This window comes from Culturomica sp. (assembly GCF_003524185.1).
In the GTDB taxonomy this organism is placed as follows: Bacteria; Bacteroidota; Bacteroidia; order Bacteroidales; family Marinifilaceae; genus Culturomica; species Culturomica massiliensis.
In genome coordinates, this window is the sequence record NZ_DOED01000014.1 from 156,822 (window position 1) to 174,570 (window position 17,749).

Annotated in this window: 15 protein-coding genes; 7 read left to right on the forward strand and 8 right to left on the reverse strand. The window is 44.0% G+C overall.

From position 1 onward, the window contains the following. Positions 1-8: 8 nt before the first annotated feature. A complete protein-coding gene (locus DD657_RS06310) occupies positions 9-647 on the forward strand; it encodes a hypothetical protein (protein WP_287049070.1) in 639 nt (212 codons plus the stop codon). A 95-nt stretch (positions 648-742) separates the two neighbouring features. Here the strand turns inward: DD657_RS06310 and DD657_RS06315 are convergent, their stop codons facing one another. After that, entirely contained in the window at positions 743-1,687 is a 945-nt protein-coding gene (locus tag DD657_RS06315; protein WP_021987286.1) for a phosphoribosylaminoimidazolesuccinocarboxamide synthase, read from the reverse strand. A gap of 145 nt (positions 1,688-1,832) precedes the next feature. After that, positions 1,833-2,804: a PhoH family protein gene (locus DD657_RS06320; RefSeq protein WP_118773288.1), complete on the reverse strand. Its 972-nt coding sequence runs from the start codon at positions 2,802-2,804 to the stop codon at positions 1,833-1,835. A 131-nt stretch (positions 2,805-2,935) separates the two neighbouring features. Here DD657_RS06320 and mazG point away from each other — a divergent pair, with 131 nt between their 5' ends. The 4 genes from mazG (at position 2,936) to DD657_RS06340 (ending at position 8,368) form a co-directional block, all read left to right on the forward strand. Beyond that, on the forward strand, positions 2,936-3,721 hold the full coding sequence (mazG, locus tag DD657_RS06325; RefSeq protein WP_118773289.1) for a nucleoside triphosphate pyrophosphohydrolase: 786 nt from the start codon (positions 2,936-2,938) through the stop codon (positions 3,719-3,721). Between the two features lie 25 nt (positions 3,722-3,746). Next, a complete protein-coding gene (locus DD657_RS06330; RefSeq protein WP_021987289.1) occupies positions 3,747-4,094 on the forward strand; it encodes a hypothetical protein in 348 nt (115 codons plus the stop codon). 137 nt (positions 4,095-4,231) lie between these two features. Then, positions 4,232-7,462 (forward strand): FAD-dependent oxidoreductase, encoded by a 3,231-nt coding sequence (locus DD657_RS06335; RefSeq protein ID WP_021987290.1) that lies wholly within the window; start codon positions 4,232-4,234, stop codon positions 7,460-7,462. Between the two features lie 72 nt (positions 7,463-7,534). After that, positions 7,535-8,368, forward strand: coding sequence for a CvfB family protein (locus DD657_RS06340; protein WP_021987291.1), 834 nt, complete (start codon positions 7,535-7,537; stop codon positions 8,366-8,368). Positions 8,369-8,417: 49 nt separating this feature from the next. Here DD657_RS06340 and DD657_RS06345 read toward each other — a convergent pair whose 3' ends face one another. The 4 genes from DD657_RS06345 to DD657_RS06360 all read right to left on the reverse strand — a co-directional run bounded on the left by DD657_RS06345 (position 8,418) and on the right by DD657_RS06360 (position 11,090). Continuing rightward, entirely contained in the window at positions 8,418-8,795 is a 378-nt protein-coding gene (locus DD657_RS06345) for a DUF3127 domain-containing protein (RefSeq protein ID WP_021987292.1), read from the reverse strand. A gap of 89 nt (positions 8,796-8,884) precedes the next feature. Beyond that, positions 8,885-9,610 carry a BamJ family beta-barrel-assembly machinery protein gene (bamJ, locus tag DD657_RS06350; protein WP_082989208.1) on the reverse strand — a complete coding sequence of 242 codons (726 nt, stop codon included), beginning with the start codon at positions 9,608-9,610 and terminating at the stop codon, positions 8,885-8,887. A gap of 80 nt (positions 9,611-9,690) precedes the next feature. Beyond that, positions 9,691-10,293 carry a BamJ family beta-barrel-assembly machinery protein gene (bamJ, locus tag DD657_RS06355; protein ID WP_021987294.1) on the reverse strand — a complete coding sequence of 201 codons (603 nt, stop codon included), beginning with the start codon at positions 10,291-10,293 and terminating at the stop codon, positions 9,691-9,693. A 146-nt stretch (positions 10,294-10,439) separates the two neighbouring features. Beyond that, complete coding sequence (locus tag DD657_RS06360; protein WP_021987295.1) at positions 10,440-11,090, reverse strand: ABC transporter ATP-binding protein; 651 nt, start codon at positions 11,088-11,090, stop codon at positions 10,440-10,442. A 173-nt stretch (positions 11,091-11,263) separates the two neighbouring features. On the opposite strand from DD657_RS06360, the gene DD657_RS06365 reads away from it, so the two are divergent. Both DD657_RS06365 and DD657_RS06370 read left to right on the forward strand, forming a co-directional pair. Continuing rightward, positions 11,264-13,399 (forward strand): Tex family protein, encoded by a 2,136-nt coding sequence (locus DD657_RS06365; protein ID WP_287049076.1) that lies wholly within the window; start codon positions 11,264-11,266, stop codon positions 13,397-13,399. Between the two features lie 340 nt (positions 13,400-13,739). After that, positions 13,740-14,429, forward strand: a complete 690-nt coding sequence (locus DD657_RS06370) for a hypothetical protein (RefSeq protein ID WP_021987297.1) — start codon at positions 13,740-13,742, stop codon at positions 14,427-14,429. Here DD657_RS06370 and DD657_RS06375 read toward each other — a convergent pair. Both DD657_RS06375 and DD657_RS06380 read right to left on the reverse strand, forming a co-directional pair. Further along, a complete protein-coding gene (locus DD657_RS06375) occupies positions 14,422-16,905 on the reverse strand; it encodes an AsmA-like C-terminal region-containing protein (RefSeq protein ID WP_287049078.1) in 2,484 nt (827 codons plus the stop codon). The two genes, DD657_RS06370 and DD657_RS06375, sit on opposite strands and share 8 nt — an antisense overlap. Positions 16,906-16,958: 53 nt before the next feature. Continuing rightward, a complete protein-coding gene (locus DD657_RS06380; RefSeq protein ID WP_068689099.1) occupies positions 16,959-17,513 on the reverse strand; it encodes a ComEA family DNA-binding protein in 555 nt (184 codons plus the stop codon). Positions 17,514-17,749 lie beyond the last annotated feature (236 nt).

Genomic DNA, 17,749 nt, shown 5'->3' on the forward strand with positions numbered 1-17,749 from the left:
TTCAGGTCATGAAAGCGGAAAAAGTGTATCGGAAAAAAGTTTCTCGTACTATTCAACGGTTACATGTTGGTAGTCGTAGAGCGCAATCAGTGAATAAGCTTTCCCCTGCTATTGTTTTGGCTCAGCTTAAAGAGGTGAATGAGCCGGCTAAAAATTTTGGAGTAAATAATTCTTTGGACAATCGTGCTATCCAAAGAGCTGTACTTGGGAATATAAATTGTCCGAATATTGGGAGTGCGATGGCTATCGGTACTCATATTCATGGGATATTGGAGGCCGATTATCTGGTGAATGGACATCCGAATCCGGCTCATCCGACATGGATTAAAGGAGTTGAGATACCTACACCGACAGGACAAATTCCCGATTTAAGTCTGAGAACTCCGGGATTAGGATTTATCAGGTCTGTCGGGGAAATAAAACCGGCAGGGCAGGTGGTGGCTGGGGCGGCGCAAATAGCAACCCACCTGGCGAATATGCCGGCTAATGGTTTGAATGCCGTACATCCGGTTATAAATGATCCTGCGTGGGCTGCTGCTGCCACTTTTCCTGTTGCCAATCTGGATCCGGCAGCCGTAAGTCCGACAGGTAATGTAAATGTTTGGCAGGCTCCGGGAACAAACGGCTTATACCTTTATGACGGATAGAGATAAGCTTTAAATCGGAGAATGGAAAAACAAACGAATAAAAATCTCCGTACCGTTTGAAAACGATACGGAGTATTTTAAAATATACATCTGTATTATAAGCTTTTCAGGTAATTGTCGACGTTGGTTTCGATGCGTTGGAGGACGTTGGTGCCTTCGCCTTTGACGAATTTTTCCCCGGTGATGTTTTCGTACAGTTCGATGTAGCGGTCGGTGATACCGGCGATGATTTCGGGGGTCATTTCAGGCACTTGCTGGCCTTCTTTGCCCTGGAAGCCGTTGTCCATCAGCCATTCACGTACGAACTCTTTGGAGAGTTGTTTTTGCTTTTCTCCTTTTTCAAACCGTGCTTCATAACCTTCGGCATAGAAATAACGGGAGGAATCCGGTGTATGAATTTCGTCGATCAGGTAAATTTTACCGTCTTTTTTACCGAATTCGTATTTGGTATCGACTAAGATCAGTCCTTTTTCGGCAGCCATCTGAGTACCTCTCTCAAATAAGGCCATCGTATATTTTTCCAATAATTCGTAATCTTCACGGCTGACCAATCCCTGGGCGATGATTTCTTCTTTGGATATATTTTCGTCGTGACCTTCGTCAGCTTTTGTCGTCGGGGTGATCAGCGGAACCGGGAACTTCTGATTCTCTTTCATTCCTTCCGGCAGGGGATGCCCGCAAAGGTCGCGTCCGCCTTCTTTGTACAAGCGCCAGGAACTACCGGTCAGATAACCCCGGATAACCATTTCTACTTTGAACGGTTCGCATTTGTGACCTATTGTAACCATCGGGTCGGGCGTTGCGATTTTCCAGTTCGGAACGATATCGGCCGTTGCATCCAGAAATTTGGAGGCAATCTGATTCAATACCTGACCTTTGTAAGGAATACCTTTCGGAAGAACGACGTCGAATGCCGATATCCGGTCGGAAACCAACATAACTAAATATTCGTCCTTGATGTTATACACATCGCGTACCTTCCCTTTATAAACGCTTTTTTGGCCGGGAAAGTGAAAATCGGTTTTTACAATAGCTTCCATGCTTATTTGCTGATTATTGTTAATGATATAATTGAGACAAAATTAAGTAAAATTCTTTACTTCGGTTTCCGGAATTGCGGTTTTTTCTTCAACCGGTATGTTTAATACAAGGTGTTGAAAATGTGATGTTTCAGTAATCCAGCGTTCAATCCTGTCTTTCTTTTTTCTTTTCCTCTTTCTCGCCTTCTTTTTCGTATGCTTTTACGATCTCCTTGACCAGACGGTGGCGTATGATATCTCCTGCATCGAACTCTACAAAAGCAATTCCTCTGATTTTATGCAGGATTTTAAAAGCATGTGTCAGGCCTGAATCGCTTTTTCGGGGCAGGTCGATCTGACTCATATCGCCGGTGATGACGAATTTGGCACTGACACCCATACGGGTCAGGAACATTTTCAATTGGTTGCGGGTGGTATTCTGTGCTTCGTCCAGGATAACGAAGGCATCGTTTAGTGTCCGTCCCCGCATATAAGCCAGAGGGGCGATCTGTATAATGTCTGTCGCCAGATAATCTTCCAGTTTCTTCGGTGGGATCATATCCGAGAGCGCATCGTATAAGGGTTGCAGATACGGATCTACTTTTTCTTTCAGGTCTCCCGGTAAAAAGCCCAGGCTTTCGCCGGCTTCCACTGCCGGCCGGCTGAGTATGATGCGTTTTACTTCCCGGTTACGCAATGCCTTTACTGCCAGTGCTATGGCCGTATATGTCTTTCCGGAACCTGCCGGTCCGGTTGCGAACAGCAGGTCGTTGTCCCGGGCCAATTCAACTAATTTGCGTTGGTTGGGAGTGCGTGCCCGTATGGCTTTGCCTGAATTCCCGAACAGGATAACGGATGCCAGGTCTTCCGGATTTTCCAGTACGTTGTCTTCCAGTAAAATGCGTTTTAAGTTTGCCACCGTCAACATATTGTACCGGTGGTAATGCTCCAGAAGTGCCGTAATTTTGGAATGAAGAATTTCTATATCGCTCTCTTCTCCCTGTATGATGATCTCGTCTCCTCTTGCCGTAATTTTTAATTTTGGAAAAAATTCTTTCAGTAAATTGAATTTTGTGTTGCCAACACCATAAAAATCAATGGGATCTATATTTCCGATACTTATTCTTTGCTCGATCATGAAACTTCAGATAAAACCTTTATTTTTGCAGGTGCAAATTAATAAAAATCAATATAGGATTGTCGATTGAGGGATAAAGATTTCCGTGCTTTGTTGTATTGACCGGCTAACTGATGGAGAATGTTAGGTTTATGAATAATTTAGAGCAGAAAAAAGCGGCTTTTGCCGATTTGATAGAAATCATAGAGACCTTGCGGGAGAAGTGCCCCTGGGATAAAAAACAGACGTTGGAATCTTTGCGTAGCCTGACGATAGAAGAAGTTTACGAGTTGGGGGATGCTATTTTGGCCAAGGATATGCAGGAGGTAAAAAAAGAATTGGGGGATTTGATTATGCACCTTGTATTTTATGCCCGCTTGGCAGAAGAGCAGGGGGAGTTTGACATGGCCGGCGTATTGACGGCGATCTGTGATAAATTGCGCTACCGTCATCCGCATATATACGGAGATATTCAGGTAAAAGACGAGCAGGACGTATTGCGGAATTGGGAACAGTTGAAGTTGAAGGAAAAGGGACGGAAGCACAAAGTATTGGAGGGCGTACCGGTTTCTTTACCGGCTTTGGTCAAAGCTTACCGGATACAGGATAAGGTCAGGGGTGTCGGATTCGACTGGAAACAGAAAGAAGATGTGTGGGACAAGGTTCGGGAAGAACTGGGAGAGTTTGAAGAAGAGCTTCGGAAAGGAGACAAGGAGAAAATGGAGGAGGAACTGGGAGATTTTATGTTTGCGGTGATCAATGCCGCCCGTTTGTACGGCCTTAATCCCGAAAATGCGCTGGAAAAGACAAATCGTAAGTTTATTAAACGCTTCTCTTATGTAGAAGATAAAGCCAATGCAGCCGGAAAAAAGCTGGCCGATATGAATCTGGAGGAAATGGAGGCGTATTGGCAGGAAGCCAAACGGACAGAAGAATAATATACCGACAATAGCAGGAAGATATATGGATTTAACCGGTAAATGGAGATACAGGGAAAATTACGGCTACGGGACGGCAGAAGGGGAGGTTGTCCTCAAACAGGAGGAAGAAAAGCTTTCGGGCCGTATCGTTTTTATGGATAATACGGGTGAAGAAGATGAACTGATGGTGCAGGAGTTCCTGATCGGTGAGATCGAAGACCGTAAGGTCAAGCTACAAGCTGTAGAAGTGGATATTATTCATGCCAATACGGTTATCGAGTACAAGCTCGACTCGTGGTTTGGCTTATTGGTTGACGATTGTACGGTAAAAGGGATCAGTGTAGATTTGCAAGGCATAGAAGGAAGTTTTGTATTTGAACGGATGATTTGATCCCGGTGTAGAAATCGGGGCAGGAAATGCTGAAGAGCATATTCCGGAAAATGAAAAGTTGACAATTGTCAGCTTTTTTTTTGTTTTTAATATATAAGTTTACCCAAATCTAAATAACCTTAATAAAATACGAACTTATGTCTAAAATACAACATCATCCGATATTGGACGTACCTGTCCGGAGTAAAGTCACTTTTGTATATCGTGGCAAAAAAATTGAAGCTGAAAGTGGTTATACAATAGCAGCGGCTCTCCATCAGGCCGGTTATCCTGTGCATAGTCATAGTCTTGACGGACGTGAGCGTTCCCTGGAATGCGGTATCGGTAAATGCGGAGCATGTGAAATGCTCGTTGACGGAAAAATCCGGCGAATATGTATTACGAAGGTCGATGGGGTGAAAGAAGTAGAAGAGATTACCGATCGTTTTATGCCTAAAGAAAAGGAGCGTGAATTGCCGGAAAAAAAGAAAATATTGCGTACGACGGTTGTAATTGTCGGGGCCGGTCCTGCCGGTCTGGCCGTTCGGGAAGAATTTAATAAATACGGTGTCGACAACATCGTTATCGATAATAACGATAAAATCGGCGGACAGTTTACGATGCAAACCCATCAGTTTTTCTTTTTTGAAAAAGAAAAGAGATTCGGAGGGATGCGGGGATTCGATATTGCGAAAACGCTGGCCGGTGACAATGCTGAAGGTATTTACCTGAATTCCACCGTTTGGGATTTGTTGGAGGGGAAGAGAGTGGCTGTAAAGAATGTGCATACGGAGGAGGTGTTTTTTGTCGATGCCGATTACCTGGTTGTTGCTACGGGAGCCGTACCTTTTATGCCGGCTTTTGAGAATGACGACCTGCCCGGCGTATACACGGCTGCCGTTGTCCAGAAGATGATGAACAATGAAATGACCCTGCTGGGGAAAAATGTGTTGACGGTGGGGGCCGGAAATATCGGATATCTGACCTCCTACCAGTTGATGCAGGCCGGCGCCCATGTCAAAGCCATTGTTGAAGCAATGCCGCAGGAAGGCGGTTTTCCGGTGCAGGCCAATCGGGTACGTCGCCTGGCCATACCGGTTATGACTTCCCATATTCTTTTAAAAGCCATTCCGAATAAGGCACGCAATGGCATTACAGGGGCTGTGATTGCCCGTTGTGAGAATTTTAAACCGGTACCGGGGACAGAAAAAATCATAGGGGGTATCGATGTCATCAATATATGTACCGGGCTGATTCCGGATAATCAGTTGTGGGCAAAAGGGAAAGAAGTTTTCGGCGGACAATGTTTTGCTGCCGGAGATGCCATCCGGATCGGGGAAGGGACGAGTGCTGTGTTGAAAGGCCGGCATACGGCCATGCAGATCATGATGGAATTGGGAGTGAGGGTAAATTACGACGATTATTTGTTGCTTTCCAAAGAATACATCGATTCCCAGCAGCATCCTGTCAGGATATTGGATGAGCCGCGTTTACCGGAGCCGGAACGCATGTTTGCCCGGGGATTTGTACAGGCTGATTGTCTCTATGGCTTTGCCTGCAACCCCTGTTCCTTTGCGTGTCCGCACGGAGCGATTACCAAGTCGTCTACTTCTGCGGTGCCGATCGTTGATTACGACCGGTGTATCGGTTGTATGGAATGTGTATATCAATGTCCCGGACTGGCGATCTTCGGATACAATGTAAAGAAAGATATGCTGTTTTTGCCAATAGAGTATGAAGCACAGGAAGGACAGGAAGTATTTCTGGTAAACAATAACGGAGAGAAACTGGGAGAAGGAGTCATTGAGAAAATATTATCCAAACCGAACAAGACGAATGTGGCCCGGGTGAGGGCTTTATCGATACACGGAGAAGAACTGACCCTGGTACGGGGCTTTATCGTTAAAACCTCTTATCCGGAACCGCTGGATTTAAAACCTCTGTTGCGGGACGATAAGGGAGAAACCTATATTTGCCATTGTGATGATGTGAAACTGGAAGAAGTATTGCAGATGATAGGCGACCGTAAGTTTATTTCGATTGACGAGGTGAAGCATACGACTCATCTGGGAATGGGACCTTGCCGCGGAAAACGGTGTATTCCGCGTTTGCGCCAGGCATTAAGAAGCCGGGGAATCGAGTTGACCGGAGATGCAACGCCGCGTGCACCGCTTTCCAATCAGTTGACATTGGGGGAATTGCACCCGGCTAAGAAAGGAAATGTTTATCTGGTGGCCAACCGGGAAGGTTTTAAAAAAATAGAAGTCGGGGCTTTGATTGCCGGCGGCGGTATTGCCGGAAGTGCTTTGTTCAGGTATATGGCGGAAGCCGGTATGAATCCGGTATTGGTAAATGCCGACCGGGGGTCTTCCTGGCGTAATATCGGCGGTGGACGCACGGCATTTTCTATTCCGGAACTGGCTGAGATTGCCACCCGTAATCACACTATTTTCAAAGAGTTGCAATACCTGTCGAATATCGATTATCGTCCGATCAAATATATCAATTTTGCTCACGATGAAGCAACGTACAAGGCATTGGAGGCAAGTAAAGCCTGGTCTAAGGCAGAAATGGTCGCTCCCAAGCAATTCCGGGAGGAGATCTCGCCTTATTTTAATCCCAGGTCTAAAAAATACCTGGCGGCTTTGATTACCGATGATTGCTGGCAAGCGACGCCCGGTAAGGTAGTCGATCTGGTCCGGAATATAGGTATCGCGGCCGGAGGTACGGTGATGGAGGATTGCCGGGTGATAGAGGCGGTGAAAGAAGGGAAATACACCAGTGTATTGGTATTGACACATGATAAGAAATATGTGGAATACCGTACGGAGCATTTTGTGAATGCCTTGGGAGGAGGAGCTGGAAAATTGTGCGATAGCATGGGAATAGATGCTGGCTTATATCCGGTGCGCCATCAGGCTTTTATTACCCGCCGTCTGCCGATGCTGGGGAAGAACGGAGCTAATCTGGATATGCTCATCGATCGTCAGGACTATAAGGGATTTTCTGCCGTATACGGGCAACAGATTGCCCATACGGGACAGATCATCGGTTGTGCTTCCCCGAAGCTGGATGCTATGCGTATCGATAAGAACTTAAAACTGAATACAAAAGCGTTTCTGGAAATCGTGAGCGAAATGTTTGTGGAATGGATTCCGGATTTGGCCGGTGTCGGGATACAGGCCGTATGGGCCGGTTATTATACCGAACCGCGTTATATTGTAGATCCGGAACTGGGGCTGTTTGTCGGTATGCGCGGACACGGTTTTATGCTTGCCCAGTACATTGCGAAGATGTATGTCGACAAATTGATGGGCCGGCCGGTGCCGGAGTATTTCGAGAAATTGAAGCTTCACGGACCCGGTTTGTCGGAAAAAGCCTTTAAATAATTTGAAATTAGCAGGAGAACTGTAAGTGTAAAACTATTTTTTGAACTACTTTTGTGAATAAAATAAATATTTATGATTGAGATCGGAAAATACAATACACTTACAGTGATCAAAGCTGTTGATTTCGGAGTCTACCTGGATGGAGAGGATAGGGGCGAAATACTGTTGCCGAAGGAATATGTGCCGGAAAAGTGTTTCCCGAACGACGAATTGAAAGTTTTTATATATTTCGATTCCGAAGACCGGGTTATCGCGACAACGGAAATACCGAATATCGTTGTCGGGGAATTTGCCTGCATGAAAGTGGTGGCGACAAGTTCTGTCGGAGCTTTTCTGGATTGGGGACTGCGGAAGGATTTGCTGGTGCCTTTCCGGGAACAGCGGGAACGGATGAAGGAAGGTAATACCTATCTGGTATACGCTTATGTCGATGAAGAAAGTGATCGCATCGCTGCTACGGCTAAGATTGAGAAATATCTGGACCGCACTCCGGCTGCTTATGAAGTCGGACAGGAAGTTGATTTACTGATCGCCCGCCCTTCCGATTTGGGATACAGTGTAATTGTTAACAATGCCCATTGGGGTTTGATATACCGTAATGAGATTTTTCAGCCGGTACGTGTCGGTCAGAAAGTGAAAGGATACATTAAAGAGATGCGCCCGGACGGTAAAATCGATGTCTCCTTACAGCGGGCCGGTTACGGGCAAAGTGATGAGCTGACGGCTAAGATACTGGAAAAGATAAAAGACAACGGCGGTGTGTTGGATGTTTCCGATAAAAGTGCTCCGGAAATTATTTACAATCTTTTCGGATGCAGTAAGAAAAATTATAAGAAAGCTATCGGAGCACTCTATAAGCAGGGGATAATCGAGATTGCTGAAGATGAAATCCGCCTGAAACAGTAAAGAAATTGAAAATGGGAAATATTAATTTTCCACTTTCAATTTTTATTTTTTAAAATGGCAGGTCGTCGGCTTCCGGCATAGGCGGAATATCTTCGACGGCATATTCCGGAACCGGGGGCATCATTTCAGATGTCTGTTCCTGGAGTTTTTCGATACGCCAGCCTTCCAGATTTGTGAAATAACTGACCTGACCTTTATTTTCCCACTTGCGTCCGCGGACATTGAAATATACTTTTATATTTTCATTCAGAGCGATATTTTCCAATAGATCGCATCTGTCCTGGATGAGTTGGATTTTGATAAAGTCGTTCCATTGCGGATTTTTCTCATTTTCCACCTCAATCACAAATTCCCTTTTCTGGAATCTTTCACTGATATGCTGTGTATCTTCTTTGAAAATGAGTTTACCCTTGATTTCGTAATTCATAAGGAAAAAATAAATGCTGTAAATGATGTTTTATGTAATAACAAAGCCTGGGGTTGCCCCCAAGCTCTGCTATTTATTTGGTAGTCAGATTACTTTTTGTCGGCAGCCGGTTGTTGTGCATCCGGGTTTACGATATCAAGTAATTCAACTTCGAAAATCAGAGTTTCGTTCGGGCCGATAGCGCCGCCTGCACCTCTTGGGCCGTAAGCCTGATCCGAAGGAATATAAAGAATCCATTTAGATCCTACAGGCATCTGCTGAATTGCTTTCGTCCAGCCCGGGATAACCTGATTCAGACGGAATTCTGCCGGTTCGTTACGTTTGATGGAAGAATCGAATTCAGTACCGTCGATCAAAGTGCCCTTATAGTGTACTTTTACCATATCGGTAGCTACCGGTTTCGGGCCGTTGCCTTCTTTAACCACTTTGTATTGAATGCCGTCGGATAAGGTATCTACACCTGATTTTTTGGCATTTTCCTTCATGAATTCAGCTCCTTTTGTCAGGTTTTCTTCAGCCACTTTTTGTGCCATTTTTTGCAGATATGTGCTGACAAACATTTGCATTTGCATTTGATCGGCACCGGTCTCTTTTTTCTCGATAGCTGTATTCATACCGGCAACGATAGCCTGCATGTTCGGTTCTTTAATACCGGAACGTGTAATACCGGTTCCGTACATGTAACCGATATAGTAGCAAGCCGTATCAGCTTCTGTCTTTAAAGTAGCAGTGGTAGACGTCATAGAGCCGCTGTTACAGCCCGATAAAATGCATGTACCTACTGCAAGTACTAATAGTAAATTTTTTGCATTCATTGTTTAAAAATTTAAGACTATAAATTATAGGTTATTTTATTCGGTAATTTCCACTTTGGGAAAGATCTCTGCTTGCCCGGTTAAACGATGTCCAACAGTTCGACATCGAAAACCAGCGTTTCGTTCGGACCGATAGACTGTCCTGCTCCGCGGGCACCGTAAGCCAGTTCGGAGGGAATATACAATTGCCATTTGGAACCTGTATTCATCAGTTGTAAAGCTTCCACCCAACCGGCAATAACGCCGTTTACCGGGAATTCTGCCGGTTCGCCTCTCCGGATCGATGAATCGAAAACAGCTCCGTTTATCAAACGGCCTTCATAATGGCATTTTACCGTATCCGAAGCTTTGGGTTTCGGACCGTTGCCTTCTTTTAATATTTTGTATTGCAAACCGCTGGGTAGGGTTACAACTCCTTCTTTGGATTTGTTCTCCGACAGGAATTTTTCTCCGGCTTTCAGGGCTGCCTCTCCTTTTTTATTCTGAAGTTTATCAAAATAATCCTGCAGAATTTTATTTGCTTCGTCCGGAATGATTTCCGGCATTTTTCCTGCAAATACCGTAGACATAGCATCGTTGAATGCTTCTGCGTTAATGGTGTCTACTCCTGAAGAAATCAGGTTGCTGGCGATGCTCAGCCCAAGGCAATAACTTACCTTATCAAGATCATTTGAATACTTCATGAATTTTCTTTTTTAATTCCTATTTTTTTGTAATAAATTCTTTAAAATCACGCAAAGATAAAAGGAAAACTAAAAACTAAAAATATAAAGGTTAAAAATATAGTTGTACAAGTCGTATTTTTAGCTTTTTAAATATGTTTTCAACTTTATGCAATTTTGCCGTCTTTCAGCCGTATTTGTCTGTCGGACATCTCTGCCAATCCCGTGTCGTGGGTTACGATAACAAAAGTCTGACCCAATTGATCCCTCAGTGAAAAAAATAACCGGTGCAGGTCGTTTTTCGTTTGCGAGTCCAGATTACCGGATGGTTCGTCGGCCAGGATCACCTGCGGATTGTTGATCAGGGCTCTGGCAACGGACACCCGTTGTTGCTCTCCTCCCGACAGTTCATTGGGTTTATGTGCAATACGATCTTTTAGCCCCATAAGTTCCAATAATTCCCCGGCTTTTTTTTCAGCTTCCTTTTTGGCCGTTCCTTTTATCCAGGCCGGAATACAGACATTCTCAAGGGCAGTGAACTCCGGAAGTAAGTGATGGAATTGGAATACGAAACCGATATTGTGGTTTCGGAAAGCAGCCAGTCTGACAGGAGAAAGGGTAGCTATATTTGTTTCTCCGAACCATAGCTCACCGGAGTCCGGAAGATCCAGTGTTCCGATAATATGTAGTAGGGTGCTTTTCCCAGCTCCGCTGGCGCCGACAATCGTAACAATCTCTTTTTCATTGACAGTGAGGTCTATCCCTTTCAATACCTGGAGGTCTCCGTAATTTTTAGTGATATTTTTTATCCGGATCATAAGATCTGTGCAAATTTTAATTTTGTTTCCGGGGTCTTCTTAGGCCGGCCTGAACTTTAAGCCCCGTAAAGATAGGCAATAAACCGTAGAACTTGTATCTTTGTACACATTTTTATTGGAAAAGTACGATCCCTTTGATCACAGATATCACAACAATAGCAAAACGATTTAAAATGGCAGAATTTTATATAGACCCGGTTATTTTTATTGCAGAGGAAACAAGTGTGGAGGCTAAATATATCCGTAACTTACTTGCGCTTCTGGACGAAGGGGCTACCATCCCTTTTATTGCCCGGTATCGTAAGGAAAGAACAGGAAGTATGGATGAGGTCCGTATCGGGGAGATAGAAGAGAGGTATGTACAGTACAAGGAGTTGGAAAAACGGAAAACTTCGGTTTTGGAAACGATCGGGCAGCAGGGAAAACTGACGTCCCAACTTGAAAAGCAGATTAAAGAATGCCGGGAATTGCGGACGTTAGAGGATATTTATTTACCCTATAAGCCGAAAAAGCAAACCCGGGCGTCGAAAGCGAAGGCTTTGGGACTGGAGCCTTTGGCCGCTATTCTGATGCGCCAGGAAAACGGGGATGTCGTGGCGAAAGCCGGCCGTTTTGTAAAAGGAGAGGTAAAAACCGAAACGGAGGCTTTACAGGGTGCCCGCGATATCATTGCAGAGTGGGTCAGTGAACACGAGCGGGCCCGCAACATTACCCGCCGGCAAGTAGAACGTGAGGCGTATATCCGTTCGAAAGTGGTAAAAGGAAAAGAGAGTGAAGGAGAGAAATACAGTGACTATTTCGATTATACGGAATTGCTGAGGCGTTGCCCTTCTCACCGGATGCTGGCGATGCGGAGAGGGGAAAACGAGGGGATACTGAAAGTGACTTTGATTGTAGATGACGAAATTTTGCTCGATACGATCGGCCGGTTGTTTGTAAAAGGTCGTAACGATAGTGCTGTACAGGTATCCGATGCTGTGAAAGACGGGTATAAGCGTTTACTTTTTCCTTCCATCGAGTCGGAATACCTGAGCCTTTCGAAGCAGAAAGCCGATGAAGAAGCGATCCGGGTATTTGCAGAAAATCTGAGACAATTATTGCTGGCGCCGCCTTTGGGAAATAAGCGTATTCTGGCCATAGACCCCGGATTTCGTACCGGGTGTAAAGTGGTCTGTCTGGATGAGACAGGACACCTGCTGCATAATGAAAACATATATCCTCATCCGCCCCGGGGAGAATACAAACAAGCGGCAGCGAAAATTACCAATATGGTGGAAACTTACGATATACAGGCGATAGCGATTGGAAACGGTACTGCAGGGCGGGAAACGGAAACTTTTATTCAGAGTTTGCGGTTCGATCGTAAATTGCAGGTATTCGTGGTGAGTGAAAGCGGAGCCTCGGTATATTCAGCCTCTTCCATTGCACGGGAAGAATTTCCGGAATATGACGTTACCGTGAGGGGAGCCGTATCTATCGGACGCCGACTGATGGATCCTTTGGCTGAGTTGGTGAAAATCGACCCCAAATCGATAGGTGTCGGTCAGTATCAGCACGATGTCGACCAGACGAAATTGAAAGAGAGTTTGAACCGGGTAGTCGAATCCTGTGTAAACCGGGTCGGAGTCAATGTGAACACCGCAGGGAAATACCTGTTGATGCATATTTCCGGATTGGGACCTGTATTGGCTGAAAATATCGATAATTATATCCGGGAAAACGGAGCTATCCGTAGTCGCAATGAATTAAAAAAAGTGAAACGTATGGGAGCTAAGGCTTATGAACAGTGTGCCGGTTTCCTGCGTATCGAAGGAGCCGCCAATCCGTTGGATAATTCCTCTGTGCATCCGGAGTCTTATGCCGTTGTCGAAAAGATGGCCCGTGATTTGAATGTGAATGTCGGACAACTGGTCGGTAATAGTGTATTGTGTGATAAGATTGATTTGAAACGTTATGTGGATGAACGAATCGGATTACCGACTTTACAGGATATATTGGACGAGTTGAAAAAGCCGGGACGCGATCCCCGTTCGGTGGCCCGGGTTTTCAGTTTTGCCGAGGGAATCACGAAAATAGAGGATTTGCAGGAAGGGATGGTCTTGCCCGGAATTGTGACGAATATAACAAATTTCGGGGTGTTTGTAGATGTCGGTGTGAAACAGGACGGTTTGGTACATATATCGGAAATTGCCGATCGTTATATCGCTAACCCGGCAGATGTGATAACCCTTCATCAGCATGTAACCGTAAAAGTATTACAGGCAGATAAAGACCGCAAGAGAATCAGCCTGTCGATAAAACAGGCTTGAAAATGTATTTTAGCGGTAAATTAATTTATGCCGGTTAACCTTATTCGTGTAAATATATTACAATTCCTTTTATACATAAAGATCGGGGTTAGTAAAAGAAGCATAGCTATAATTTGTTCGTATACACATATAGACTATCTTTGTACTGAATTTTAAGATGTAAATAAAAACTAAACAGATTGGGATATTTATTACATTTTGCCTAACCGAAATCTTATATACTGTGCCCAAAAAAAAATTACATAATCATCCGGTTTCCGGCTTTATTCCTGGAATTTATAATTTTTGCGATCGTTGGTGTGAGAAATGCAGTTATAAGGCGAATTGCCTCAGTTATACGATGGAAAAAAAATTCAAGGAAAGGGAGGGGGAGGATTCGGAACGGAATGTAATGCATTTGAGGGATAGTTTTTGGAATTATTGGGAATATATATGTCGTTCGGCTTATGATGTCGTACAAGATATAGCTAAAGAACGGGGCGTTGGTATTGAGGATATTTATTTGGCGGAACCGCTGAGAGAAGAAGGCTTGTGGCATAAATTCGGGACGGAGATCAGCGATGATGAAGATGAATACAGTTATATAGAGACCTTCGATATTGTCAACATTTGCCAGTTATATGAGGTGTTGGCAGAAGAATGTCTGGATGAAATCTTCGGTTTCCTGGACGAGCAGGATTGGAAGGAAGGAAGCGAGGAAGTGAAAATTACGGAGGAAGCGTTGGAGGTTATCAATTGGTATTTGGATACGATCCAGCCGAAGATACGGGAAGCTTTGTTCGATTGCCTTCGGAAAGACAATGCCGTGGCTGAAGCAATGCCCGGGAAAGAATATAACGGTTCGGCTAAAGTGGCCCTGATTTGTGTGATACGCTCGGTAGATGCCTGGAATGTGCTTGAAAAATATTGTCATCCCCTGGCAGTTGACATTCAACACATCAAGGTCGTATTGGAGCAATTGGAAAAAGAAGTCGATTATCAGTTTCCTTATGCCCGGACGTTCCTGCGTCCGGGTTTCGATACTATTTAAATAATTTCTCCAAGCCTTTCAGGGCTTTATTTTTCAGATCTTTTTCAGCTGCCTTTCTTACTTTGTTGATGGCTTTCGACAAATCGGGTTGCACCTGTGGCCGGTTTAAGGTACCTGTGATTTTGGCGTCTATATCCAGATTCTGTATGTTTTTGGAACCCGGTATCGAACGTAATAAATTTTCGATATCTTGGCCGAAAAATTTGCGGTCGATATTCATGGAAATCGTATAGTCGATTTTCCCGTCTACTGTTTGGCTACCCCAAATCGTGGCCGGGTTACCGGCTAAACGGGTCGTGAAAGGCGCGATGGTAATATTCCCCTGGTCGATTTTAAAATCGACTTTCAAAGAACTGATGGATAAGCGGCTCAATTCGTCATTTTTCACCACAGAGGCCAGCTTAAGCATAGCCGGATTCTCATTGATCAGAATACCTTTGGAATCGATATAGCCCGATCCGTTCAAGGTATTGGTACGCACGGACATATCCATACTCAAATCCGAAGACAAGTTGAGAACGGAAGATATTTTTCCTTCACAGTTCATGGTTATCGGCAAATTATTCCGGACAAATGAAAAGGATTCGGAAGCAGAATGTATGTCGAGATCCGAGACATTCAACCGCAGGTCGAAATGAGGAAAACTGTATTTTTCGGTTGTGTATTTTCCGCTTACTTCCATATTCCCTTCCAGCAGATTCATACTCAATCTGTCGAGTATGGCAGAAGCATTAGCCAAACTTACTTTTCCCCTGACTTTACTGATTTTCAGCTTATCGAAAAGTATGGTATTTACGTCGGTATTGATTTGCAATTGCAGATTCGCCGGAATAATCGGGGCCTCATTTTTGACATCTCCTTTCGGTTGGGTATTCGTCGTGTCTTTTACCGGCGTATTGGGGGTTATAAACTCATTCAGATCCAGGCGGTTGGAAGACAGGGTGAAATTCCCTTTTAATGTTTCTTTTTTTAAGATATAGGGAAGGTAGCCTGAAACATAACCTTTGAGTTTCAGGTCCGAAGAGTTAACCTTGGCTTGTAAATCGGTGATGTGCAATTCAGCCGGGGTTACCCGGAGCGTTCCTGTCGGAATATGTATTCCTTTCGGGAAATCGGTATTTGCATAAAATATATCTTTGACTTGTATATCTCCTTTGGCTGTAAATTTTTCGTATTGCTTTTGCTCGATGTATTTATACCGGCCTTGGAAGGTCAGACTGGTCTGAAGCGAGCCTTCCAGGGTTACGCCTTGTAACGGTAAAACCTTTTTGAGATCGTTGAAATCGATACTGCCTTTCGCTCCTCCATTGAGCAGAGGATCGTTTAATTCGGATATTTGCAGGTGGACGTCAAACGGATTGCCTCCGAGGGTGAAAGAAAGTTTTTGGAGATCGATATCCGTAGAGTCGGAAGGACCTCCCGGATTTTTTACATTCAGTGCCATATTGATGTTTTCTATCGCTTCCGGTAAGTCTTCATATTTGGCACGGGCATTGTCGATATTGAAATGCAGATCGAATGCCGGGAGATGATCTTTATAATATTCACCTTTGGCGGTCAGTTCGAAGGTGAAATTGCCGCTGGTCTGTAGTTTTGACAATTGCTCTTTATATGTCTTGGGAAGTAACGCCAATAAGCTTTCAAAACGGGTGTCCGGCGTATTCAAACGTAAGTCGAGCAGAGTTTTGTCTCCGGCCTGGGCTACCTTACCGTTTAAATCCAGACGGAGGTCATTGAGAACAAGCGTATTCTTTTGGATGTCGAAAGACCGTTCTTGCAATGCGGCAGCCAATTCAGCCTGCCATTGCAAATCGGAATGACTGATCCATACCGTATTTTGCTGCCGGAAGAAAATATCCTTGACTTGTAAATCGATTTTTAAAATTGTTTCGGCAGCACTCAAATTTCCGGACAGGTTGAGATTCAATTGTCCGACAGTCGTTTGTATCGCGCCCGGAATATCGGTGTAATTCAGTGAAAGGTTTTCGATTTGAATGTCGTTGAAATGAAGTATTTCGTTTTTGCCTTTCTTTTCTTTGGGAGATTCTGCTTTCTTTATACCGGTTGTGTCGGTGGTCTTACGGATCAGAATGTCCCAGTTATTTTGTCCGGATGTCCCGATTTCCGGATTCAGCCGGGCATCTTTCAGGTATATCTTTTTAACGATAATTTCTTCGCCTTTTATGAGCGACATTACATTTACAGAAGCATTGAACGTATTGATGGCCGCTACCGTATCGCCTTCAAATTCCCCTTTGCCGCATAGAACGATATTTTTTACCCGGACATTCAAATCGGGAAAGCTTTTGAACATACTCAAACGCATGTCCTCGATTTGCAATTCTGCATTCAGGTATTTTGCCGATTGTTTTTCTATAATTTCTGAAATATTGCCTTGCAAGAAAAGGGGAAGCAGTAATAAAAATACAATAAAAATACCGATGATGACAGAGAAAATAATAAGGATTTTTTTCATAGCGTTGAAGATTTTCAATACGTTTTATACGGACTTCGGACAAAGATAAGAAATTACATGAAATAAGGTTTTATTTTTTTTAGTTTATATACGGGTAGTATTTTTCTTTTTTCCAAAGTGTCCATACTTATTTTTTTGTATTTGTTTTTGGCATTGAAAATAAGCTTGACATCTTCGTATTCGAGATACGGATGTCTCAATACTTCTTTGAATGTCAGTGTATTTAAGTCCTTTTTACGGATAAGCCCGGGATTTACAGTAAACAGGTGTGCGGAGGAATCGACATTAAAGTAGGTCATCCGGAGCTCTTTCAATTGTTCGGTCCGGTAATATCCGCCGAGCCGTTCCCGATAGCGGATGATTTTGGCGGCGTAATAAGGGCCGATACCCCGGATTTCTACCAACGTTGTGCTATCGGCACTATTCAGTTCAATCGGTTCTTGCTCTGCAGGGAAGGTCATCCGGATAGAATCTGCTATCGAATGGGGAGTTTGAAGCAAAAAGGCATCCGTTTTTTTGTGTTTGATCTGGCGGGGAATGACGATAAAAGCGACGATAAGCAGCAACAACACCAGTAACCCCTTTTTTTCATAGTAATAAAGTAACATCACACCGGAATTTAGAAGTTTCGGAATATAAGTTACGACATTTTCAGGAAAGAGCAAACACTTTCATGAGCAAAACCGTAAAAAATGGTTGGATATAGGATTCAGATTATGAGTAAATTGTAATTTATCCTCATAAAATATCTTATAAAAAACGAACGTATTATTTGCATTCTTCGGAAATCTGTCTAAATTTGCACCCGCAATTAGGCAAATAGACTGATTCGCTAGCTCAGTAG

Coding starts and splice junctions, on each gene's coding strand:
- DD657_RS06310 (WP_287049070.1), top strand. CDS start 9: ATGAAAGCGGAAAAAGTGTATCGGAAAAAAGTTTCTCGTACTATTCAA.
- DD657_RS06315 (WP_021987286.1), bottom strand. CDS start 1,687: ATGGAAGCTATTGTAAAAACCGATTTTCACTTTCCCGGCCAAAAAAGC.
- DD657_RS06320 (WP_118773288.1), bottom strand. CDS start 2,804: ATGATCGAGCAAAGAATAAGTATCGGAAATATAGATCCCATTGATTTT.
- mazG (WP_118773289.1), top strand. CDS start 2,936: ATGAATAATTTAGAGCAGAAAAAAGCGGCTTTTGCCGATTTGATAGAA.
- DD657_RS06330 (WP_021987289.1), top strand. CDS start 3,747: ATGGATTTAACCGGTAAATGGAGATACAGGGAAAATTACGGCTACGGG.
- DD657_RS06335 (WP_021987290.1), top strand. CDS start 4,232: ATGTCTAAAATACAACATCATCCGATATTGGACGTACCTGTCCGGAGT.
- DD657_RS06340 (WP_021987291.1), top strand. CDS start 7,535: ATGATTGAGATCGGAAAATACAATACACTTACAGTGATCAAAGCTGTT.
- DD657_RS06345 (WP_021987292.1), bottom strand. CDS start 8,795: ATGAATTACGAAATCAAGGGTAAACTCATTTTCAAAGAAGATACACAG.
- bamJ (WP_082989208.1), bottom strand. CDS start 9,610: ATGAATGCAAAAAATTTACTATTAGTACTTGCAGTAGGTACATGCATT.
- bamJ (WP_021987294.1), bottom strand. CDS start 10,293: ATGAAGTATTCAAATGATCTTGATAAGGTAAGTTATTGCCTTGGGCTG.
- DD657_RS06360 (WP_021987295.1), bottom strand. CDS start 11,090: ATGATCCGGATAAAAAATATCACTAAAAATTACGGAGACCTCCAGGTA.
- DD657_RS06365 (WP_287049076.1), top strand. CDS start 11,264: ATGGCAGAATTTTATATAGACCCGGTTATTTTTATTGCAGAGGAAACA.
- DD657_RS06370 (WP_021987297.1), top strand. CDS start 13,740: ATGGAAAAAAAATTCAAGGAAAGGGAGGGGGAGGATTCGGAACGGAAT.
- DD657_RS06375 (WP_287049078.1), bottom strand. CDS start 16,905: ATGAAAAAAATCCTTATTATTTTCTCTGTCATCATCGGTATTTTTATT.
- DD657_RS06380 (WP_068689099.1), bottom strand. CDS start 17,513: ATGTTACTTTATTACTATGAAAAAAAGGGGTTACTGGTGTTGTTGCTG.